Here is a 20459-nt window from a genome sequence, read left to right as displayed (position 1 = left end):
GATTATTTGTACAGTACCTGTGTATTCATACAGTAGTTATGCTATTCTGATGACTCGTTAAACACATCTCCCTACAAAGGAATTGTCATGACAACACTGAATAGCAGCTTTGGTTCCCGTTTTGGTCTGGAGTACGCACCGATGTCCTTCCTGCTTCGCATGGGCAAACGCGAAATGCTGGTGTGCCGTGACTTCCGCAAGCGCTACTACGCCGTCAATCCCGTCATCGAAATGGACACCGGCGTCGAACCTGGCCACCTGGAAGTGCTGCTGCTGCGCCGCTGGCTGCTGATCCTGTCGAAAGCGCACTGATGCCGTCCGGCACCGGCCGCTTGCGCTGATCTTTGCGCCGATCTTTGTACTGACGGCAAGCGGGCCAGGTGTATGCCATGCAGCTTACGTGTGCACGCTGCTCACACGCTGTGATCCGTCTTGGCGACCGCTGCCCGGCTATCGAACACATCCGCCTCGTACCACAGGGTCACGAACAGCACCATGACGACGGGACCGATGAACAGGCCGACAAGCCCCATCGTTTCCACGCCGCCCAGGATGCCGAACAGCACGGCCAGGAAAGGCAAGCGCGTTGCATTGCCTATCATGCCGGGACGGACGAAATGGTCGGCCACGAACAGCACCACCGTGCCCCAGACGGCGACAGCAACGGCCGCCGGTATGCTGCCCTGCACGACCAGTACAGCCGCCGCGCTGACGAAGGCCAGCGGCGCACCGAACGGAATGATGGCCAGGATGCCCGTCACGGCCGCCCACAGCGCCGGCGATGACAGGCCGGCCAGCGCATAGCCTATGCCGATCAGTACGCCCTCGGCCAGGCCCACCAGCACCAGGCCGTTGACGGTGGCACGGATGGCCGTGGGTATCTTGGCCGCGTAGCGGCCCCAGCGCTGCTCGCTGAAGCAATGGCTGCCGATGGCCGTAATCTGGCGCGTCAAGGCCATGCCGTCCTTGTAGAAGAAGAACAGGCACAGCAAGGCCAGGCCGAAGTCGACCAGCCGATGGAAAAAGCCGGCGCCCATGCTCTTGAGCATGTCACCGGCCGTGTGGAAGCTGCCCAGGCCGCTGCCGGACAACAGATGGGACAGTCCATGCGGCTGGCTCAGCGTGGCCTGCCACCAGTCGGCAATGGCCTCGCCGGCGAACGGCAGTCCATGCAGAAAGGCAGGCACGGCGATGCCATCCGTGTTGGCGCCGGCAATAAAGGCGGCCAGTTGCGGCGCCTGGCGCGCGGCCTGGGTCAGGCCCAGCAGCACCGGTAGCACGAACACGCAGGCACAGACCAGTGTCAACAGCAATGCCGCCGGCACGGCCCGGTTACCCATGCGGGCCAGCACGCGGCGGTACAGCGGCCACGTGGCCACGCACAGGATGCCGGCCCACACCAGCGGCAGGAAAAAGCGCTGCATCACGAAGGCGGCCAGCGCGATCAGGGTCAGGGAAAAGCCGGCACTCAATATGTCGCGCTGGGTTTCGGTCATGGATATGCCTCCGGTTAAGATTGAACGAATGGTAAGGGCATTTCCGCCTGCCGCAACCATGGGGACGCAAAATATTTCCATTGCCCTCAATGCAGCTACGTCCACCGCAATCTACCGTTGCCCACCGCTGCGCTGTCGTTTGTACCGGCAGAAAAACCGTCATATTCAACCAAGCCCGTAAACTATAAGACAAAGCTCTCACCAACCAGGCAAAGGTGGAAGATCAATATGGAACTCTTGTAGTCACTTTCGGTCGAATGGCTATGAAACTGGTCTACCGATACCGCGTCAAATCGCTGACTGGCTTGCTGAGGCAGCAGGCTCGGGCAGTCAATTTTGTCTGGAATTACTGCAACGACCGGCAGAAGGATGCCTTGCGCTTCGGCCGGCGTTGGCATACAGGCTTCGACCTGATCAAACTGACGACGGGATGCAGCAAGGAACTTGGACTGCATTCCGGCACGGTCAATGATGTCTGTCAGCAATACGCCAAGTCCCGTGCGCAGTCGCACCGCCCGTACCTGCGCTATCGCGGCAGGAAGTCCTTGCCTTGGGTGCCGCTGAAAGGACGAGAACTCAAGCGCGAGGGTGATGCCTTCCGGTTTGCCGGCAACACGTTTCGCGTATTCCATTCCCGGCAACTGCCGGAAGGCAAAATTCTTGATGGCACCAACTTTTCGTGTGACCGGCGCGGCAACTGGTATCTCAATATTGTCGTCGAAGTGGCGCCAGCCCCGACCCGGGTGCCGGCTCGGGGCGTCGGCATCGACCTGGGCTTGAAGGAATTGGCCACGCTGAGCGATGGCAGCACCATCGCCGCGCCCCATTTCTACCGCAACGCCGAGGCGGCGCTGGCCGTGGCGCAGCGTGCGCGCAAGAAGCGGCGCGTCCAGGCCATCCATGCCAAGGTCGCCAACCAGCGGCTGAACTACTTGCATACCCGCACCAGCGCGCTTGTCGCCGCCTTCGACTACATCGTGGTCGGCAACGTCAACGCCAGTGCGCTCGCCAGAACCAGCATGGCGAAGTCGGTCTACGACATTGGCTGGTCGTCCTTTCGCATTCAACTGGCGTACAAGGCTGTTAAGCATGGCGCCTGGTTTGAGGAAGTGGACGAACGTTACACCACCCAGGTCTGCTCGCATTGCGGCGCGATGCCCGACGCGAGGCCGAGAGGTATCGCAGACCTTGGAATAAGAGTGTGGACTTGCAGTGATTGCGGTGTGGTACATGATCGTGATCGTAATGCTGCGCTAAACATACTCCGTCGCGGACGTGCGACGCCAGTTGTGGGAATCTCCGTCCTTTAGGGCGGAGAGGACGCCAAGTTCACGCGTTCCATGTTCGGCACGGCCGACATGCAGCAACAGCACCAGTTGCTGAACGACGTGGCGCATCTGGTCGACACGGGCCTCATCAAGACCACGCTGTCCGAGCGCTATGGCAAGATCAACGCAGCCAACCTGAAGCGGGCCCACGCGCTGATCGAAAGCCAGCGCGCCATGGGCAAGATCGTCCTGGAAGGGGTTCTGACGGCGGCGGCCGGCCCGGCCGCGCCCGCTACACCCCGGGCAGCGGCCCGCAGGCGGCCAATTCCTGCGCCCGCATATCGCGCAGCAGCGCCAGCACGGCGTTGTCATGGGTGGCCAGTTCGGCCTGCAGCACGCCGGCCACTTCGTACGATGCGGCGATGATGCGCAGGAATTCGTCCTGCCTGCGCCGCAGGCGGGACGACGTGTAGCCCAGCTGCTCGAACATGGCGCCTATCTCCAGGCAGCAGTCGCGCAATTCCCACAGCGTCTTGCGGGTGGACTCCACCTCGTCCGTCATGCCCTTGTCCATATCCAGCATTTCCAGGTGCGCCGCGCTGTCGGCCGCTATCCGGCGCACGGTATCGAGCCAGTGCTGGAACTTGGCGGCGACCCGCCGCATGCGCACTATCTTCCTTTGCAACATGCGGCAGTAATGCCAGCACAACCAGAACACGGGCAGCCGCGCCATGCACTGGGGCAGGCCCATGGCACGCAGTTGCTGTTCCAGGCTGCGCACGCTGGTCAGCAGGCGCTGTATGGTGACGCGGACGGGCACGGTAGACATGATGCGTCGCTCCGGGATGAGGATCCACGCTACAGTAGCAAAAGCGGGGACGGCCATCATGCGCGACGCGCAGGGAATTTGATCCACCTTAAAGAGAGACGCAAAGGCAGGACGCCCGGTGCGCATGGCGCCACCACCGAAGGCGGCTACGGCGGGGACGGCAGGCGCACCGTCCCCGCCGTGTAGGATTTACTTCGCGCCGGCGCCGTCGCCCTTGCGCAGCATGGCCTTAATGCCGCGCAAACCCTGGCGGATGCGGGCCTCGTTCTCGATCAGGGCGAAGCGCACATAGTCGTCGCCGTATTCGCCAAAACCGATGCCGGGCGACACGCATACCTTGGCTTCGGCCAGCAGCAGCTTGGCAAACTCCAGCGAACCGAGGTGCCGGTACGCTTCCGGTATCCGGGCCCAGATGTACATGGACGCCTTCGGCTTGTCGACCGCCCAGCCCGCCTCGTTCAAGCCCTTGTGCAGCACGTCGCGCCGGCGCTGATACTGGGCCACGATTTCGCTCACGCAGCTCTGGTCGCCTTCCAGCGCGGCGATGGCCGCCACCTGCACCGGCGTGAAGCTGCCGTAATCGTGGTAGCTCTTGATGCGCGCCAGTGCCGCCACCAGTTCCTTGTTGCCCACCATGAAGCCGATGCGCCAGCCCGCCATGTTGTAGCTCTTGGACATGGTGAAAAATTCCACCGCCACGTCGCGCGCGCCAGGAACCTGCATGATGGACGGCGCCTTCCAGCCGTCGAAGGCAATGTCGGCATAAGCCAGGTCATGCACCACCAGGATGTTGTGCTGGCGCGCCAGCGCCACCACGCGCTCGAAAAATTCCAGCTCCACGCATTCGGCCGTGGGGTTGGACGGGAAGCCCAGCACCATCATCTTGGGCTTGGGATAGCTTTCACGGATGGCCCGCTCCAGCTCGGCAAAAAAGTCCACGCCCGGCGTCATGCGCACGGAGCGGATGTCGGCCCCCGCGATCACGGCGCCCCAGATGTGGATGGGGTAGCTGGGGTTGGGCACCAGCACCGTGTCGCCCCGGTCCAGCGTGGCGAGCATCAGGTGCGCCAGGCCTTCCTTGGAACCGATGGTGACGATGGCTTCCGAATCGGGATCGAACTCGACGTCGTAGCGCGTCTTGTACCACTTGGTGATGGCGCGCCGCAGCCGCGGTATGCCCTTGGAGGCGGAATAGCCGTGCGTGTCGGGCCGCTGCACGGTCTCGACCAGCTTGTTGACGATATGGGGGGGCGTGGCGCCGTCCGGATTACCCATCGACATGTCGATGATATCTTCGCCGCGCCGGCGGGCGGCCAGCTTCAGTTCGGCGGTGACGTTGAAAACGTAGGGCGGCAGGCGGTCGATGCGCGCAAAGCTGCGCACAGGAGGTGTGGTAGTCATGAATGTCTTTACGTAAGCGCCCGGAACCGTCCGAGCGACGTTGGCACATGCGTGTGCCTGCAGCCATACTAGCCGAAAGAAATGCGCGCTGACAAGCCCCCCGCGCACATTTCACACTGCTGCCCGCCACGGCGCCCGCTACGACGTGATGGCGAACAGTTCCAGCTTGAGCGACTTGAAATTGACCGGCGCGTAGATGGCGATCGCTTGCGCCTTCAGCATGTTCTCGTACAGCGCGCCCTTGTTCTCGATGGAAAAATAAAAGGTGTTGGGCCGCACCGGCACTTCCGGCGGCACCTGTGCCATGTGCATCAGTTCCACGCCAGGCAAGGCGAACAGGATGGTGCGCTCCACGTCGTCCGGCGCGCCCACCTTGAGCAGGCGCGGCACGGCCGCCACCAGTTCCAGCGGCGGCATGTCGGCATGCACGGCCAGGCACAGCGCGGTCTTGCCATCGATGCGGGCCGCGTCCAGCTTGCCCTTATGGTGGGTGGGCTTGGTCTCGTCCAGTTCGAGCGCGATGGTGAAGTAGCGCGACGAAATCACCGTGTCCACCAGGTCGCGGATGATGGCGTCCACCCGCGCGAAGCCGGGCGCGGGGTCGGCGTGGTCGTAGGCCGGCAGGTCGGCCAGCGCGTATTTCTGCGAGAACGTCATCAGGCCGCCGGCCAGCATCATGAGCCGGTCGAACAGCAGCTCCGGATGGTGCTGGCGGTATTGCGCGCTATGGGTCAGGCCGGCGCCGGCCGTGCTGATGGTGGTCAGCATCCAGAACGAGGAAATATCGCCGCTGTGGATTTCGAACACGTTCTTGCTGGTCTGGCGGTGCCGGCTGTAAAGCGACTCTATCTTCACGTTCAACTTGCCCAGCAGCTTGTCGACCTGCCGCTGCAGCAGTGGCGCGGCGCCCACCGTCACGCTGGGCGGCAGATAGGCCGGATCGAGCTCGAAGCCGCCGTCGGCCAGCCGCCGCACCCGCGCCACGGGAACGCAGACGCAGGCGTTGCGCGGTTCGAGCTCCGACAGCAGGCGCACGCGCGGACGCAGATAGCTGACGGCGATGCTGACGGCGCCCGTGTACAGGTCCGGCGTTTCGCGGTCGACCTGGCTGTAGCGGGCGCCGTCGGCTTCCCCATGCGCCAGGTTGGCGCCGTCAGCCGTGAACTGCGGCAGCGCCGCGTAAAACAGGCAGCTTTGCGTGTCGGGCGGCAGCTTGGACAGATCCACCGTGGGCGGCAGCGCATCCGAACCGGGCGCCTCGTACAGCTCGCCGTCGGGAAAGATCAGCGACATGATGTCGGCCGTCAGGCGGTTGTTGGCCAGGCCGTCGTCGTCCCACTGCAAGGCGCGCACGCCCCACAGATGGGGATTGATGGCGGCCGCCGTGCGCTGCAGGCGCACCTCGTGATAGCGGTCCAGTTGCTGCAACTGTTGCGGCCCCAGGGTCAACCCTTCGGACCACAGCACTTTCGATGGCAGGCTCATCTTGTTCTCCGTGGGAAGTCGTGTGGTCCAAGCATGCAATGGCCAGCGCCGCCGGCCTTGATGCATCTCAGGAAATGGATGGGGCCGGCGCGGCCCGGCATCCATCCGCAGCGGCCAGCCATGATTTGCCGTGTATTTGAGAAATCCCATACGGCAACTTACTTTCCCCAGGGGAAAATAGATGAGATAATAACGACCGTAACAGCGGACCGCCCCGGCGCCGTTTGCGCCCCGCGCGGCAGGTCGTTGCCGACGCATGAGAAAACCCCATGACCAGCGCAGCCATCACACAAGAACTCTTGGATCAACAATTAAAGACCTGCGGTTGGCACATGGCCGCCACCCTCGGGCTGGGTGTGCTCGCCGTGCCGCTGGCCCTGTTCGGTCAGGACAGCCTGGAGCGGGCCCGCCCCTTCTTTCCCGTCATCGACCAGAATTACGGCAGCTGGCAGGCCGGCTACCTGCTGGCCCTGCTCGTGCTGGGCCTGGTGTGGGCCGTCGCCATGCGGCAAAAGATCAATCATTTCCAGACCTGCCTGCACAATCTGCGCACCCAGCGCCGCATCGACGAGCACAAGCAGCTGCGCGCGCGGCAGGCCGAAGAAGCCCGCCTCGCGCGTGTAGCGGCACGGGCCGAACAAACGGCTCCGCCCCTGTTCCGGCCCAACGCGCGCAGCACCAAGTTCGATTACTGACCGCTGCCGCCGTGCGGACGCGCGCTCCCTGCCGCGCGGCAGCATGCCGCCCGCACTTGCCTGGAACTAGCCACCATCAGCTGCCGGGATCGCCATGGCAGCGGCACGCGCGCCCTATGCCTGCCGCCGCTCAGGGCGTACTGAGGTTGGAATGGTTCTTCTCGCGGTCAAAATTGAGGAATTTGAGCACCACGTCCGTCACGTTGCGGTCGTAATCCGTGCGCGCCGTGCGCTCTTCCTCGAACCAGCGGCGCTGCTCGCCGGCCGTGGCCGGCGTACGCCCCTCGTATGGCGAAACAAATGGCGTCAACTGGTTGGAACGGAAAGTCTGGCTGGCGAACTCGGCCGTCAACTGGGTGCACAGCCGGTAGTCGGACTTGATGCTGATGTGATAGCGGGGCGACTTCTTGATGCCTATCCCGCCGGCAGTATCGGAAATAAAGCCCTTCTCGACCGCCTCCGTGATCTGCTTCTGCTCCAGGTCGCTGCGCGCCGACCAGATCCCATCCGGAATCTGTACGTAGCACTTGTCCCTGAGTCCACCAATCTGTATGAAATGCGCCATGCGTTTCTCCTTGCGCCGCGTCGCGGCGTGCTGTTTGTGAGAGGAAAGGACGGACTTCGATTGCTGACCAGCTGTTGCGGATGGGGTGCGCGGGCGTTAGCCGGCGGGCAGCCATGATGGCATTGGACAGTCGCCGCTGTGCCCGTTGCGCACGCAAACCCAATGCCGATTATAGAACCGGCGGAAAGCCGAGTCTGCCAGACGCCAGGATAGTTCGATGATATCGAGTGGCAGTGTTGTTTTTTTTTAAAATGACCACATTTTCGCTACGGCAATTCGAGGCGCAAAAGCAAGGTAGCCATCGCCGTCACCATTTGTGGGCCAGGCTGACGGCACACCTTGGCAAGGCCCCTGCCCGTCAGCCCGGCCGTTGCACCGACGTGTCGCCGCTCAAGGCAAACGGCACTGCCCTGGCCCACCGATTGGAGGACAGGGAAAACGTCAGCGCCCGCACCTGGTGATACCAGCCGGCCGGCACATACAGCATGTCGCCCGGATGGACGATGCATTCGATCATCGCCGCCTGGCGCGCCAGGGGGAATTTTTCGTAGTCCGGCGCCTCGGGATCGAACGGCGAGCCGAACAGGATGGCGTTCGCTTCGCTGGGATAGAGGAATGCGTCGTGATGGGGCGGCGCCAGGAAGATCCGCTTGCTGCCCCAGATCTGGGCGAAGATGTTGTCGTCGTAGTCGCAATGGAGCGGCGTCACCGTGCCGGCCGGACCCAGCCAGAAGCGCGGCGGTCCCATCTTGCGGAAATACGTGGGCCAGTGGCACATGCTGTTCAGTTCGCGCAGTTCCAGGTTGCCCAGGTAGGGCGGCAAGCCTTCCGTGGTGGCGGCCAGGTCCAGGTAGGCGCGCAGCGACATGTCCTGCATGGCGCGGTCCGGCGCGAACGCCGTGTTGATGTAGTCGCCCACCCGCGCCCGCACGGGCACGTGGCCGTAGCGTTCGCGCAGCACTTCTTGCGTGAGGGTGGTCAGCGGCCAGCGGTTGACGAGGCCCGAGATCAGGAACGGCACGCCCTGCTCCGCCTGCGCCCGGAAGGCGGCCGCGTTGAGCGGTCCCATGCGCGGCACCGCCGACAGCGTGGGGATGGTGCGTGCGGCGCGCTTGATCGCCTCGCGCATCGCCGCGATCGAGCTCACGCCCCGCACCTGGGCATCCCTCTGTTCCAGCGCTTGCTTTCTGGCCATGGCCGCTTCGGGCGACGCGGCTTCGAATGCGGACCTGGGCGGCGGCAAGCGCCGCACCGCACGCTCCTGCGGCGGCGCCGGATCGGGCGCCACTGTTTTGTTTTCCTCGGACATATACCTTCGCTATCTTCTCAAGACTTCCATGTGCTGCGCCCGCCGCGCATGCGCCGCCTCGGCGTCGTTTTTCCCGGCGGGATATTGCGGATGACCGCACAGTATACAAGCACCGCCATGCAGCAGTACTGTCAGCGTGGCGCAGGACCATGCGCGCGCCGCCCGGGCAAGGGCTAGAACGATGCCTCCACCTTGACGCCGGCGGTGCACGGCCGGCTGATGGCGATGCGGCGCGTGGTGGGCAGGTCGGCCGAGATGGCCACGGGCAGCCCCGTCTGGCCGATCTTGTCGAACACGTTGTCGATGAAGAAGGTGGCGCTCCAGCGCGGCCGCCATCCCAGCCTGACATTGGGGCGCTGCACATTGTACAAATCGAAGAAGTGAGGAAACGCGATGAACGCACCTACTAACATACAAATCCTGAACGGGCCGGATGGCCGGCCCGCCTTCGTTGTCATTCCCTACGACGACTATATCCGTGACCACAAGGAAAACAGCGACTACACGCCGCATGAAGTGGTCGGCCTCATGGTCAAGAACGATTGGACACCTGTGCGTGCGTGGCGCGAACATTTGGGCCTGACGCAACAGCAGATGGCAGAACGCATGTGCATTACCCAGCCCGCCTATGCCCAGCAGGAAGTGGGCAAGAAGCCACGCAAGGCCAGCCGCGAGAAGATCGCCGCTGCGCTTGGCATTAACGCCTCATTGCTCGACATTTAATCGTGCGGCCGAACCACGATTGACTCATGCTCACGAGCCAGCACGAACCCGGGTCAGTGAGGTGTACTGTCAATAGCGGACACTCTTATCTCAAGCCACCTGCGGCTGTCTACTGAAAAGTTCAGCGAACAACGCTGGCGGGACATTGAGGAACCCCGGATTTCCTGGACATCCGATACCAAGCACGATGCGTATATAGCTGATTGCCGGAGGGATTGATTGCGATGCGGAAATTTTTTTTTGGATGCGCCGCCGGTACGCCAGCTTTGAATGCTAGTGTGTGCTGACCGCGCGCCCCCGGCGCGCGTAGCTGCCCGCTCCGCGGGCAGCAATCGGGCGATTCGGGGCGGGTTGGGCCAGTAGGCCCAAGCCCTTCGAATCTCACACGCAGGGCGCGCAGGCGCCCTGCTCGCTTCCGTCAGGAAACAAAAAAGCCGCCCGAGGGCGGCTTTCTTTGTTTCCTGGCGGAAGCGGTGAGATTCGAACTCACGAACGGGTTTCCCCGTCGGCAGTTTTCAAGACTGCTGCCTTCAACCGCTCGGCCACGCTTCCTGAGTGGCAGCATTATACAGAATTCACCCCACCTTGGTAGCCGTTAGCTACCACCGCGCAACATAGCCCCAGTCAACCCGCCATCAGGCCGCCTGCGCCGGCCGCCAGTTGTCACGCAGCGCTTGTTCAAACTGCTCCGCCGGCAACGGCCGGGAAAACAGATAGCCCTGCACTTCATCGCAACCGGAACTCTTGAGGAAGGCCAGTTGCTCAACCGTCTCCACTCCTTCCGCAATCACCTTGTGCTTGAGCTGCTGCGCGATGCTGATGATGGTGCTGGCAATCGCGCAATCGTTGGCGTCGCTGGGGATGCCGGTGGTAAACGAGCGGTCGATCTTGAGCGTATCGATGGGGAACCGCTTCAGATACGACAGACTGGAATACCCCGTCCCAAAATCGTCCAGCGACAGCGTGACGCCCAGCGCCGTGATGCGGTCCATGATGCCGATCACCCGGTCGATGTTGTGCATCAGCGTGCTTTCCGTAATCTCCAGCTCCAGCCACGACGGCTCCAGCCCGTAACGCTTGAGCGTCTCCGTCACCCGCCCCGGCAGCGCGGAGGTGAACTCGCGCGCCGAGACGTTGACGGCCAGCCGGATCGGCGGCAAACCGGCCTGCTTCCACTGCTGGGCCTGCGCGCAGGCCGCTTCCAGCACCCACTCGCCCACCTGCACCACGAGCCCCGTCGCTTCGGCCAAGGGGATGAATTCGGCCGGCGGCACCAGCCCCCGCTCCGGATGATGCCAGCGCACCAGCGCTTCGGCGCCGATGATCTTGCCCGTGCTGATGGAAAACTTGGGCTGGTAGTGCAGCAGCAGCTGGCCATTGCCCAGCGCGTGCCGCAATCCCGTTTCGATGCGCATGCGTTCCTGCATGCCCTGGTTCATGTCCTGGCTGTAGAAGGCCACATGGTCGCCGTCCGCGTCGCCCTGCTGCTTGGCGCGGTACATGGCGATGTCGGCCAGCCGCAGCAGCGTTTCGCCGTCGCCGCCATCCTGCGGATAGACGCTGATGCCGATGCTGCCGCCCACCCGCAAATCGTGGCCGTCGATCAGGAACGGGGCGCTCAGCGCCGTCAGCAGCTTGTGCGCCACCATGCTCGCTTCGTAGTGCTGGCTGATGTCGAACAGGCCAACGGCAAATTCGTCGCCGCCCAGGCGCGCCACCAGGTCCTGGTCGCGCAACACGCTGCGGAAACGGCGCGCCGCCTCGCGCAGCAGTTCGTCGCCGGCGTGCCGGCCCAGGGTGTCGTTGATCAGCTTGAACCGGTTGAGGTCGATGAACAGCACGCAACCTTGCAGCTTGCTGCGCTGGGCCACCGTCAGCGCCTGGTCCACCAGCTTGGTCAGCAGCGTGCGGTTGGGCAGGCCCGTCAGCGCGTCGTAATAGGCCAGGTGGTGGATGCGCTCTTCGGCCAGCTTGCGCTCGGTAATGTCGGTCAGGTAGGCGATCAGGCCGATCGAGCGGTCGTTGATGTCGCACAGCGGCGACAGCGACAGGCTGGCCCAGAAGATGTCGCCGTTCTTTTTCTTGCGCCGTACTTCCATCAGCCGCCCGCCCTGCTCCAGGAAGGCGTCGCGGAAGCCCGTGTCTTCGTCGTCGTACAGGAACAGGATGTTGCGCCCCACCGCTTCCACGGCGCTGTAGCCGAACAGGCGCTCGGCGCCCTTGTTCCAGCTGGTGATGAAGCCGTTCAAGTCCATCGTCAGCACCGATTCGTGCATCTGGTCCAGGATCTGCGACTGGTGCTGCAGCTGGGCTTCCACTTGCACGTAGGCGTGAGTGGAGCGCTGCGCCAGCGAGTGCACTTGCAGCACGCTGCCGGCCAGGCTGGCCAGGCTGGCCAGGTGCTGTTCGTCGAGCGCGCTGTAACTGTCGCGCCCGGCCACGACGAAGCGGCCGAACAGCTGGTGTTCGAATCGCACTTCCTGCACCAGGGCGCTGGCCGCCGCGCCGCCGTCGTCCTGCTGGTCGGCCGGCAGGTAGTGGCCGACGGGGCTGTTGAGCACTTCGCGTACGATGCGGCCCAGCTCGTCTGCCAGTGCCTGGCCCCGCAAACGCAGTACCGCGTCGCAAAGGGCGGCGCTGTGACTGAGGAAGTTGGAGACGGGATGGGCCAGCATGGCTATAGGTTCCTGCTCACCTGGATCGCCCAGTGATAGGCATGGAGCTGGCCTTGCCAGTACGTTTCGTGATCGATGCCGGCCGCGTCCAGCGCGGCCGGGTCGGCCTGTTCGACCAGCGTCAGCAGTTCGCCCAGGGGACCGCTGCGCTCGAGCAGGGCCCGCACCACGTCCAGGTCCAGGTGCAGGGCGCTGACGATGTCGGCCATCGGCATGTCGAGCAGCACGTCCAGCAGCGAGAACACGCCGGCCACGAAGGCCATGTCCTGCTGGTCGCGGTCGCCGCCGCGTGCCTTGCTCAGCGTTTCCATCTGCGAGGCGCGCACGGCCGCCAGCGGCAGCAGCGGGTTGACGCCCCCTTCGTCCTGCTGGCGCGCGTACAGCAACAGTTGCAGCCAGCGCTGCAGCTGGCGCCGGCCCAGCACGTTGATGGCCTGGCCGAAGCTGTGGATCGGGCTGCTGAGGGCGAAGGCGGCCGAGTTGACCAGCTTGAGCAGGTGGTAAGACAGGGCCGGGTCTTGCTTGAGCAGGATTTCCAGTTCGCGCGAGTCGGCGTCGCGCGCCAGCATGCCCAGCAGCGCCAGCAGGCGCTTGCGCGAGGTGCCGTCGCCGCCGGCGCCGTCGCGCTCCGGGTGGCTGGCGAAGTCGCCCATGAACCAGCTGAAGCCGGCGGCCCGGCAGGCTTCCTGGCGCTGCCCGCTGTCGACGTGGCTGGCCAGGTGGGGACCGGGCTGGGCGATCAGGGCCAGGGCCGGCGGCAGGTCGGCCGCACAGTTGAACAGCAGGGCCCGCGCGCCGGCCTTGGTGGCGGCCGGGCCGGCCACGCCGTCGACCATGATGCGGTAACCGGCTTCGGCCAGGGCGCCGCATTTCTTCTGCATCGCTTCGTCCAGGCAGGCCACGGCCGGCACCCGCAGGATCACGCGGTGCGGCGGCAGCGAGGCCAGGTGGTTCGCTTCCAGCTGCCGCGGGTCGGGCAGCGGCAGGATGCAGTCGAGCGGCGCCAGCGCGCCCAGCGCGTCCGGATAATTGAGCAGGGTCAGGGCGGCCTGCAGCACGTTGTCCGTGCCGGGCGCCCATTCAAAGGCCAATGCCACCCACTCGTTGTGGGCGTTGGACACGGCTTGCAGGCGCACTAGCGGAAACGGACTGATTTCAGGCACGGACATCGGAATCTCGGTTGGGTCGTGCGCGTTATCTTAGTTCAAGTATTGTTCGAGAGCAATCAATTGCTGGGCAATATAGCAAACAAAACCACTTTAAGACCAATTGACGCGCGCACAACGTTCTATTTTTTGCAATTTACAATTTCCCCTAGGGGGGAAGGCGAATATAGCAGATATTCTCAATGGAACCGGACACAGTTGAATATCTCTCAATGGTATTAGAAGCGGCCTTCAACTTTTTCACCACAGACCAGTTCGCCTCACTGTCCGCCCCGCCCGAACTGGGCATGCTGGACGGCAAAGCGGATCAGCTCGGCCTGCCCTTCGATGCCCAGCTTGCGCTTGATGTTGAGGCGGTGGGTTTCCACCGTGCGCACGCTCAGATCGAGGGCGCGGGCGATCTGCTTGTTCGATTCGCCGTTGGCGATGTGGCGCAGCACTTCGTGCTCGCGCGAGGTCAGCTGGTTGTCCTGCACCTGGGGCTTGGCCAGCTGGCGCGCCAGCCCGGCGCTGTAGTAGATGCCGCCCGACATCACCGTTTCGATGGCCAGCACGATGTCCTTGCCCGGCGCATCCTTGAGCACGTAGCCGCGGGCGCCGGCCTGCATGGCCTGGCTCACGTATTCGAGCTTGTCGTGCATGGACAGGATCAGCACGGCGATGGCCGGATAGGCTTGCCGGAACTGGGCCGTCGCTTCGATGCCGTTGCTGCCGCGCATGTTGATGTCCATCAGCACCAGGTCGGGACGGTGCAGGCCGGCCTGTTCCAGCGCCTCGGCCGCCCCGCCCGCCTCGGCCACCACCTGGAACTGGGGCATGGCTTCCAGACGGGCGCGCAGCCCGTCGCGCACCAGCGGGTGGTCGTCGACCAGCAGGATTTTGATCACATCGTTCATTGCTTGGGTACTCAACTTTGATTGAAGGCACGGGCCGTCACCACGGTGCCGGCCGGCGAGGACGTGACGGCGAACTGGCCGCCGATCGCTTCCATGCGCTCCATCATATTGCGCAATCCGATTCCGCGCTTGGGATGGAGCGCGATACCGTCCGCGTCGAAGCCGCCGCCGTCGTCGCGGATGGTGAGCGTGACCCCGCGCTCGTCGCCGGCCAGGGCGATGTCGATGCGGTGCGCGCCCGCGTGGCGGCCGATATTGGTCAGCGCTTCCTGGGCCACGCGGAACAGCACCGTGTTGGCCACGTCGGGCAAGCCGTCCGTGGCGCCTTCGGCCACGAAGTGGATGGGGATGGCGCTGCTGAGCGTCACTTCATGGGCCAGGTGGTCGAGCGCGGCGGCCAGGCCCAGGTCGTCCAGGATGGCCGGCCGCAGGTTGTGCGAGATGCGGCGCACTTCGCCCAGCACGTTGTTGAGCTGCTCGGCCGTGTGTTCAAACACGGCCTGGGCCGCCTCACGCTGGGCCGCGTCGCCGCCCAGGCGGATGATGCCGGCCTCGATCTGCAGCTTGATCGACACCAGCCACTGGCTGATGCCATCATGCAAATCGCGCGACAGCCGGGCCCGCTCCTCTTCCTGCGATTCCACCACGCGCTGGGCCAGCACCTTGAGCTTGGCGTCGGCCACCCGCAGTTCGCTGATGTTGAGCGCCAGCCCGGAGCCGCCCACCACCAGCGCGGCGGCGATGGCGATGGCGGCGATCCACAGCATGGTGCTGCGGATGTTGGCCGACTGCTGGGCGTCGATCTTGGCCAGCGCCTGGTCCACGTCGTCCAGGTAGATGCCGGTGCCCAGCATCCAGCCCCAGTCGGGCAGCGCCACCACATAGCCCAGCTTGGGCGCGGCCTTGTGGCTGGACGGCTTGACCCACGAGTAGCGCACCAGCCCGCCCCCGGCCCTGGCCCGCTGCAGCAGGCGCTGGATGGTGGGGTTGCCCTGCTCGTCGCGCAGCTCCCACAGGTTCTGGCCCACCAGTTCCGGCTGGCGCGGGTGCATCAGGGCCCGCCCTTCCATGTCGTACAGGAAGAAATAGCCATCGTCGCCGTAGCTGAGCGAGGACAGGATGCGCTTGGCTTCGTCCAGCGCGGCCGCGTCCTTGCGCCCGCGCTGGTGCAGGTGGGCAATCGAGTGCTGGGCCAGCGCCACGTAGTGCTTCAGTTCCGCTTCCTTGCTGGCCAGATAGGCTTGCTGGATGGTGGCGCGTTGCTGCTGGGCCAGCGTGATGGCCTGGTGGCGCACAGCCAGCGCAATGGCAAACAGCGCCAGGATCAGCGGCGTAATGGCCAGGAAGATGACTTTTTGCCGCAGTTTCATGTCGCGTCCGCTACAGGGGTCTGGAGGGGCATTCTACGCCGGGCCGGGTCCGCCGGCCTACGTAGTTCCACGTAGCCAAGCTGCGTAGTGCTGCGCTTGTTCCAGATATTGCATTCCTGAATACTATCCATAAGCTGCGGGCATGCCATAACGGAACCCCGGGCAGGTGCACAACGCAGCGTTCTACACTCTCTGGAGGGAAGTATGCAACACACACCAAACCGACTGCTGAGCCGGCTGGGCTGGCTGGCCCTGTCGCTGGCCGGCGCGTCCGCACTGGGCGTGATCGGCCTCAAGCGGGGCGAATCGATCAGCGCCATCTGGATCGTGATCGCCGCCGTCTGCGTCTACCTGATCGCCTACCGTTTCTACAGCCTGTTCATCGCCGACAAGGTGCTGGGCCTGGACGGGCGCCGCATGACCCCGGCCAACCAGCATAACGACGGCCTCGACCACGTGCCCACCAACAAGTACGTGCTGTTCGGCCACCACTTCGCCGCCATCGCCGGCGCCGGCCCGCTGGTCGGTCCCGTGCTGGCCGCGCAAATGGGCTACCTGCCCGGCATGCTGTGGATACTGGCCGGCGTGGTCTTCGCCGGCGCCGTGCAGGACTTCATCGTGCTGTTCATCTCCATGCGCCGCGACGGCCGCTCGCTAGGCGACCTGATCAAGTCCGAGCTGGGCCAGGTGCCCGGCATGATCGCGCTGCTGGGCACCTTCATGATCATGGTCATCATCCTGGCCGTGCTGGCCCTGATCGTGGTCAAGGCGCTCACCAATTCGCCGTGGGGCAGCTTCACCGTCATGGCCACCATCCCCATCGCCCTGTTCATGGGCGTGTATTCGCGCTATCTGCGCGTGGGCCGCATCGGCGAGATTTCCGTCATCGGCTTCATCCTGCTGATGGGCGCCATCTTCGGCGGCCAGTACGTGCAGGCCAATCCGGCACTGGCGCCCATGTTCACCTTCACCGGCACGGAACTGACGTGGATGCTGATCGGTTACGGCTTCATCGCCTCCGTGCTGCCCGTATGGCTGCTGCTGGCGCCGCGCGACTACCTGTCCACCTTCCTCAAGATCGGCACCATCGTCGGCCTGGCGCTGGGCATCGTGCTGGTGGCGCCCTACCTGAAGATGCCGGCCATGACCAAGTTCATCGACGGCAGCGGCCCGGTCTGGTCGGGCAGCCTGTTCCCCTTCCTGTTCATCACCATCGCCTGCGGCGCCGTGTCCGGCTTCCACGCCCTGATCGCTTCCGGCACCACGCCCAAGATGATCGAGAACGAGCGCCATGCCCGCTTCATCGGCTACGGCGCCATGCTGATGGAATCGTTCGTCGCCATCATGGCCCTGGTGGCCGCCTCCACCATCGAGCCGGGCGTGTACTTCGCCATGAACAGCCCGGCCGCCCTGATCGGCACCTCGGCCGAGACGGCTGCCCATGCCGTGTCGCAATGGGGCTTCTACGTCACGCCGGAAATGCTGACCCAGACCGCCAAGGACGTGGGTGAAGTGTCCATCATCTCGCGCGCCGGCGGCGCCCCCACGCTGGCCGTGGGCATGGCCAACATCCTGTCGGGTGTGCTGGGCGGCAAGACCATGATGGCCTTCTGGTACCACTTCGCCATCCTGTTCGAAGCCCTGTTCATCCTGACGGCCGTCGATGCCGGCACCCGCGCCGGCCGCTTCATGCTGCAGGATTTATTGGGCAGCTTCGCGCCGGCCCTGAAGAAGACGGAAAATGTGTACGCCAACCTGCTGGCCACGGGCCTGTGCGTGGCGGCCTGGGGCTACTTCCTGTACCAGGGCGTGGTCGATCCGCTGGGCGGCATCAACACGCTGTGGCCGCTGTTCGGCATCGCCAACCAGATGCTGGCGGCCATCGCCCTGATCCTCGGCACTTGCGTGCTGTTCAAGATGAAGCGCGGCAAGTATGCGTGGGTCACCATGGTGCCCACGGCCTGGCTGCTGCTGTGCACGCTGACGGCCGGCTGGCAGAAGATCTTTGACGCCAACGTGCGCGTCGGCTTCCTGGCCCACGCCGCCAAGTACCAGGGCGCGCTGGACGACGGCAAGCTGCTGGCGCCGGCCAAGTCCGTGGCCCAGATGCAACAGGTGATTTTCAACGACTACCTCGACGCTTCCCTGGCCGGCTTCTTCATGGTGGTGGTGCTGGCGGTGCTGGTGTTCGGCATCCGCACCGTGCTGGCGGCCCGCGCCAGCGCCCATCCCAGCACCCAGGAAAGCCCGCTGGTGCTGATGCCGACGGTGCAGTGATGTTGGACGACCTCGTCAAGGCCGGCCGCTACCTGGGCCAGAGCATGCGCCTGATGATGGGCCTGCCCGAATACGATACCTACGTGTCGCACCGGGAAGCGACCCACCCGGGCGAACCGATGATGAGCTACGAGGAATTCTTCCGCGAACGCCAGGAAGCCCGCTACGGCGGGGCCGGCAAGCGGGGCGGCTGCTGCTGACTTCCCGTCCGCATTGCTCCCCCGTCAGTTACTCCTCTTGTTCCGCACCGCCCTGACCGGCCGTGCGGAACTTTTTTATGCGTCCTCCGGTCTAACTGAGTTCAGCCGGGCAACCAGCCTCGGCGCGTGACGAGGGGCGCCATGACCGACACTTTTTCTTACCAGGAAGCTTTTTCCCGCAACATAGGCTGGGTCACACCGGCCGAACAGGCCGTGCTGCGCAACAAGCGCATCGCCATCGCCGGCATGGGCGGCGTGGGCGGGGTACACCTGCTGACGCTGGCGCGGCTGGGCATAGGCGCCTTCCACATCGCCGACTTCGACCAGTTCGACCTGGCCAATGTCAACCGCCAGGCCGGCGCCGCCATGTCCACCCTGGGCCAGCCCAAGGTCGAGGTGCTGGCCGCCATGGCGCGCGACATCAATCCCAGGCTGACGCTGACGAGCTTTCCCACCGGCGTGCACGAGGATAACCTGGCCGCCTTCCTGGACGGGGTGGACCTGTACGTCGACGGCCTGGACTTCTTCGCCTTCGCGGCCCGCCAGGCCACCTTTGCCGCCTGCGCCCGGCTGCGGGTGCCGGCCATCACGGCCGCACCGCTGGGCATGGGCACGGCCGTGCTCACCTTCCTGCCGGGCCGCATGACGTTCGAGGATTATTTTGGCTGGGGCCGGCGCAGCGAGGCGGAAAAGGCGCTGCGCTTTCTCGTCGGGCTGGCGCCGGCCGGGCTGCACAGCGGCTACCTGGTCGATCCGTCCAGCATCGACCTGGCCCGGCGGCGCGGGCCGTCCACCATCATGGGTTGCCAGCTGTGCGCGGGCGTGGCCGCCACCGAGGCCCTCAAGATCCTGCTGGGGCGCGGCCCCGTGCTGGCCGCGCCCCACGGTTTCCAGTTCGACGCCTACCGCAACCGCCTGGTGCGCACCTGGCGTCCGGGCGGCAACCGCCATCCGCTGCAACGCCTGGCCATGGCGCTGGTGCGGCGCAGCCAGCCGGGAGGCCAGCCATGACGGCGCTCGACCCCACGCTGGCACATATCCTCGACCTGGCCCGCTGGGCGCCCAGCGGCGACAACACCCAGCCGTGGCGCTTCGAGATCGTCGACGCCCGCCACCTCGTCGTACACGGCTTCGACACGCGCGCGCACTGCGTCTACGACCTCGACGGCCATCCCAGCCAGATGTCGCTGGGCGCCCTGCTGGAAACCATGGCCTGCGCCGCCAGCATCTTCCGCCTGGCCATGCAGGCGCGGCGCCGGCCCGAGGCGCCGGAGCACCGGCCCACCTTCGACGTCGCCTTCACCAGCGCGCCAGGCAGCGAGCCCGACCCGCTGGCCACGGCCATCGAGCGCCGCAGCGTGCAACGCCGCCCGCTCAGCACGCGTCCACTGAGCAAGGAGGAACGCCATGCGCTGCAGACCGCCTTGCCGCCCGGCTATCACGCCGTGTGGCTGGCCGGCTGGCGCCAGCGCTGGGCCATGGCCAGGCTGCTGTACCGCAACGCCGGACTGCGCCTGACCATGCCGGAAGCGCACCAGGTGCACCGCAGCGTGATTGAATGGCACGCCCGCTTCAGCCACGACCGCATCCCCGACCAGGCGCTCGGTGTCGATCCGCTGACGGCGCGCCTCATGCACTGGGTCATGCAAAGCTGGCAGCGGGTGGAATTTTTCAACACCTGGCTGGCCGGCACGGTGGCGCCGCGACTGCAAATGGACCTGGTCCCGGCCCTGGCCTGCGCCGCCCACTTCGTGCTGGTGGCCGACCAGCGGCCGCAGTCGACGGACGACTACGTGGCGGCCGGACGCGCCATGCAGCGCTTCTGGCTGACGGCCGCCCGCTACGGCCTGCAGCTGCAGCCCGAACTGACGCCCTTGATCTTTGCCCGCTACGTACGCGACAGCCGTCCCTTCTCGCGCGCGCCCGGCATGCACGCGCGGGCGCGCGAACTGGCACAGCAGGCGCAGCAGCTGATCGGCCGGCACGACTTCGAGCACGCCGTGTTCATGGGCCGCATTGGCGCCGGCGCCGCACCCACGGCCCGCTCGCTGCGCCTGCCGCTAGGGGCGCTGATCGTGCCGTCCGCGCCGCAACAGGAGTAAGC

General features: G+C 65.1%; 19 protein-coding genes, 1 tRNA gene and 1 pseudogene. 9 read left to right on the top strand and 12 right to left on the bottom strand.

Features of this window, described 5'->3' with window-relative positions; all coding sequences use genetic code 11:
- Positions 1–87 precede the first annotated feature (87 nt).
- Entirely contained in the window at positions 88–312 is a 225-nt protein-coding gene (locus AC3WOS_RS12935; protein ID WP_492716365.1) for a hypothetical protein, read from the top strand.
- 101 nt (positions 313–413) lie between these two features.
- Here AC3WOS_RS12935 and AC3WOS_RS12930 read toward each other — a convergent pair whose 3' ends face one another.
- Complete coding sequence (locus AC3WOS_RS12930; protein ID WP_492716364.1) at positions 414–1496, bottom strand: AI-2E family transporter; 1083 nt, start codon at positions 1494–1496, stop codon at positions 414–416.
- A 263-nt stretch (positions 1497–1759) separates the two neighbouring features.
- Between AC3WOS_RS12930 and AC3WOS_RS12925 the strand changes: the two genes are divergently transcribed.
- Together AC3WOS_RS12925 and AC3WOS_RS12920 are read left to right on the top strand one after the other, a co-directional pair.
- Positions 1760–2806 carry an RNA-guided endonuclease InsQ/TnpB family protein gene (locus AC3WOS_RS12925; protein WP_492716363.1) on the top strand — a complete coding sequence of 349 codons (1047 nt, stop codon included), beginning with the start codon at positions 1760–1762 and terminating at the stop codon, positions 2804–2806.
- 18 nt (positions 2807–2824) lie between these two features.
- Positions 2825–3022: pseudogene (locus AC3WOS_RS12920) on the top strand (zinc-binding dehydrogenase); the annotation flags it as partial.
- A 34-nt stretch (positions 3023–3056) separates the two neighbouring features.
- Here the strand turns inward: AC3WOS_RS12920 and AC3WOS_RS12915 are convergent.
- The 3 genes from AC3WOS_RS12915 to tssK all read right to left on the bottom strand — a co-directional run bounded on the left by AC3WOS_RS12915 (position 3057) and on the right by tssK (position 6479).
- The gene (locus tag AC3WOS_RS12915; RefSeq protein ID WP_492716362.1) at positions 3057–3593 is read right to left on the bottom strand and encodes a hypothetical protein; all 537 of its coding nucleotides are present in this window, start codon (positions 3591–3593) and stop codon (positions 3057–3059) included.
- Positions 3594–3782: 189 nt separating this feature from the next.
- Positions 3783–4994 (bottom strand): alanine transaminase, encoded by a 1212-nt coding sequence (gene alaC, locus AC3WOS_RS12910; protein ID WP_492716361.1) that lies wholly within the window; start codon positions 4992–4994, stop codon positions 3783–3785.
- Between the two features lie 138 nt (positions 4995–5132).
- The gene (gene tssK, locus AC3WOS_RS12905) at positions 5133–6479 is read right to left on the bottom strand and encodes a type VI secretion system baseplate subunit TssK (RefSeq protein ID WP_492716360.1); all 1347 of its coding nucleotides are present in this window, start codon (positions 6477–6479) and stop codon (positions 5133–5135) included.
- A 299-nt stretch (positions 6480–6778) separates the two neighbouring features.
- Here tssK and AC3WOS_RS12900 point away from each other — a divergent pair, with 299 nt between their 5' ends.
- Entirely contained in the window at positions 6779–7174 is a 396-nt protein-coding gene (locus AC3WOS_RS12900; protein WP_492716359.1) for a hypothetical protein, read from the top strand.
- Between the two features lie 130 nt (positions 7175–7304).
- Here AC3WOS_RS12900 and AC3WOS_RS12895 read toward each other — a convergent pair whose 3' ends face one another.
- The 3 genes from AC3WOS_RS12895 to AC3WOS_RS12885 form a co-directional block, all read right to left on the bottom strand.
- Positions 7305–7739: a hypothetical protein gene (locus tag AC3WOS_RS12895; protein ID WP_492716358.1), complete on the bottom strand. Its 435-nt coding sequence runs from the start codon at positions 7737–7739 to the stop codon at positions 7305–7307.
- Between the two features lie 358 nt (positions 7740–8097).
- Positions 8098–9048, bottom strand: coding sequence for a cupin-like domain-containing protein (locus tag AC3WOS_RS12890; RefSeq protein WP_492716357.1), 951 nt, complete (start codon positions 9046–9048; stop codon positions 8098–8100).
- Between the two features lie 173 nt (positions 9049–9221).
- Positions 9222–9461 carry a hypothetical protein gene (locus tag AC3WOS_RS12885; RefSeq protein WP_492716356.1) on the bottom strand — a complete coding sequence of 80 codons (240 nt, stop codon included), beginning with the start codon at positions 9459–9461 and terminating at the stop codon, positions 9222–9224.
- On the opposite strand from AC3WOS_RS12885, the gene AC3WOS_RS12880 reads away from it, so the two are divergent.
- Positions 9442–9771 carry a helix-turn-helix domain-containing protein gene (locus tag AC3WOS_RS12880; protein WP_492716355.1) on the top strand — a complete coding sequence of 110 codons (330 nt, stop codon included), beginning with the start codon at positions 9442–9444 and terminating at the stop codon, positions 9769–9771. The two genes, AC3WOS_RS12885 and AC3WOS_RS12880, sit on opposite strands and share 20 nt — an antisense overlap.
- A 462-nt stretch (positions 9772–10233) precedes the next feature.
- Here AC3WOS_RS12880 and AC3WOS_RS12875 read toward each other — a convergent pair.
- The 5 genes from AC3WOS_RS12875 to AC3WOS_RS12855 form a co-directional block, all read right to left on the bottom strand.
- A tRNA-Ser gene (locus tag AC3WOS_RS12875) sits at positions 10234–10323 on the bottom strand.
- Between the two features lie 83 nt (positions 10324–10406).
- A complete protein-coding gene (locus AC3WOS_RS12870; protein WP_492716354.1) occupies positions 10407–12446 on the bottom strand; it encodes a putative bifunctional diguanylate cyclase/phosphodiesterase in 2040 nt (679 codons plus the stop codon).
- A gap of 2 nt (positions 12447–12448) precedes the next feature.
- Positions 12449–13615, bottom strand: a complete 1167-nt coding sequence (locus AC3WOS_RS12865; RefSeq protein WP_492716353.1) for an EAL and HDOD domain-containing protein — start codon at positions 13613–13615, stop codon at positions 12449–12451.
- Between the two features lie 257 nt (positions 13616–13872).
- Positions 13873–14508, bottom strand: a complete 636-nt coding sequence (locus tag AC3WOS_RS12860) for a response regulator (protein ID WP_492716352.1) — start codon at positions 14506–14508, stop codon at positions 13873–13875.
- An 11-nt stretch (positions 14509–14519) separates the two neighbouring features.
- Complete coding sequence (locus AC3WOS_RS12855; RefSeq protein ID WP_492716351.1) at positions 14520–15878, bottom strand: cache domain-containing protein; 1359 nt, start codon at positions 15876–15878, stop codon at positions 14520–14522.
- Between the two features lie 204 nt (positions 15879–16082).
- Between AC3WOS_RS12855 and AC3WOS_RS12850 the strand changes: the two genes are divergently transcribed.
- The 4 genes from AC3WOS_RS12850 (at position 16083) to AC3WOS_RS12835 (ending at position 20457) form a co-directional block, all read left to right on the top strand.
- Positions 16083–18155 carry a carbon starvation CstA family protein gene (locus tag AC3WOS_RS12850; protein ID WP_492716350.1) on the top strand — a complete coding sequence of 691 codons (2073 nt, stop codon included), beginning with the start codon at positions 16083–16085 and terminating at the stop codon, positions 18153–18155.
- Complete coding sequence (locus AC3WOS_RS12845; RefSeq protein ID WP_492716349.1) at positions 18155–18355, top strand: YbdD/YjiX family protein; 201 nt, start codon at positions 18155–18157, stop codon at positions 18353–18355. The genes AC3WOS_RS12850 and AC3WOS_RS12845 overlap by 1 nt, the downstream gene beginning before the upstream one ends.
- A 141-nt stretch (positions 18356–18496) precedes the next feature.
- Positions 18497–19366: a ThiF family adenylyltransferase gene (locus AC3WOS_RS12840; RefSeq protein WP_492716348.1), complete on the top strand. Its 870-nt coding sequence runs from the start codon at positions 18497–18499 to the stop codon at positions 19364–19366.
- Positions 19363–20457, top strand: coding sequence for a nitroreductase family protein (locus AC3WOS_RS12835; protein ID WP_492716347.1), 1095 nt, complete (start codon positions 19363–19365; stop codon positions 20455–20457). Before AC3WOS_RS12840 ends, AC3WOS_RS12835 begins: the two co-directional genes overlap by 4 nt.
- Positions 20458–20459 lie beyond the last annotated feature (2 nt).

Source organism: Rugamonas sp. FW305-51, assembly GCF_058786935.1.
The sequence above is the reverse complement of the archived record's forward strand: the minus strand, read 5'-3'. Positions and strand labels throughout refer to the sequence as shown.

What these genes read in the sequence shown, in the direction of transcription:
- AC3WOS_RS12935 (WP_492716365.1), top strand. Translation starts at nt 88, where the DNA reads ATGACAACACTGAATAGCAGCTTTGGTTCCCGTTTTGGTCTGGAGTAC.
- AC3WOS_RS12930 (WP_492716364.1), bottom strand. Translation starts at nt 1,496, where the DNA reads ATGACCGAAACCCAGCGCGACATATTGAGTGCCGGCTTTTCCCTGACC.
- AC3WOS_RS12925 (WP_492716363.1), top strand. Translation starts at nt 1,760, where the DNA reads ATGAAACTGGTCTACCGATACCGCGTCAAATCGCTGACTGGCTTGCTG.
- AC3WOS_RS12915 (WP_492716362.1), bottom strand. Translation starts at nt 3,593, where the DNA reads ATGTCTACCGTGCCCGTCCGCGTCACCATACAGCGCCTGCTGACCAGC.
- alaC (WP_492716361.1), bottom strand. Translation starts at nt 4,994, where the DNA reads ATGACTACCACACCTCCTGTGCGCAGCTTTGCGCGCATCGACCGCCTG.
- tssK (WP_492716360.1), bottom strand. Translation starts at nt 6,479, where the DNA reads ATGAGCCTGCCATCGAAAGTGCTGTGGTCCGAAGGGTTGACCCTGGGG.
- AC3WOS_RS12895 (WP_492716358.1), bottom strand. Translation starts at nt 7,739, where the DNA reads ATGGCGCATTTCATACAGATTGGTGGACTCAGGGACAAGTGCTACGTA.
- AC3WOS_RS12890 (WP_492716357.1), bottom strand. Translation starts at nt 9,048, where the DNA reads ATGTCCGAGGAAAACAAAACAGTGGCGCCCGATCCGGCGCCGCCGCAG.
- AC3WOS_RS12880 (WP_492716355.1), top strand. Translation starts at nt 9,442, where the DNA reads ATGAACGCACCTACTAACATACAAATCCTGAACGGGCCGGATGGCCGG.
- AC3WOS_RS12885 (WP_492716356.1), bottom strand. Translation starts at nt 9,461, where the DNA reads ATGTTAGTAGGTGCGTTCATCGCGTTTCCTCACTTCTTCGATTTGTAC.
- AC3WOS_RS12870 (WP_492716354.1), bottom strand. Translation starts at nt 12,446, where the DNA reads ATGCTGGCCCATCCCGTCTCCAACTTCCTCAGTCACAGCGCCGCCCTT.
- AC3WOS_RS12865 (WP_492716353.1), bottom strand. Translation starts at nt 13,615, where the DNA reads ATGTCCGTGCCTGAAATCAGTCCGTTTCCGCTAGTGCGCCTGCAAGCC.
- AC3WOS_RS12860 (WP_492716352.1), bottom strand. Translation starts at nt 14,508, where the DNA reads ATGAACGATGTGATCAAAATCCTGCTGGTCGACGACCACCCGCTGGTG.
- AC3WOS_RS12855 (WP_492716351.1), bottom strand. Translation starts at nt 15,878, where the DNA reads ATGAAACTGCGGCAAAAAGTCATCTTCCTGGCCATTACGCCGCTGATC.
- AC3WOS_RS12850 (WP_492716350.1), top strand. Translation starts at nt 16,083, where the DNA reads ATGCAACACACACCAAACCGACTGCTGAGCCGGCTGGGCTGGCTGGCC.
- AC3WOS_RS12845 (WP_492716349.1), top strand. Translation starts at nt 18,155, where the DNA reads ATGTTGGACGACCTCGTCAAGGCCGGCCGCTACCTGGGCCAGAGCATG.
- AC3WOS_RS12840 (WP_492716348.1), top strand. Translation starts at nt 18,497, where the DNA reads ATGACCGACACTTTTTCTTACCAGGAAGCTTTTTCCCGCAACATAGGC.
- AC3WOS_RS12835 (WP_492716347.1), top strand. Translation starts at nt 19,363, where the DNA reads ATGACGGCGCTCGACCCCACGCTGGCACATATCCTCGACCTGGCCCGC.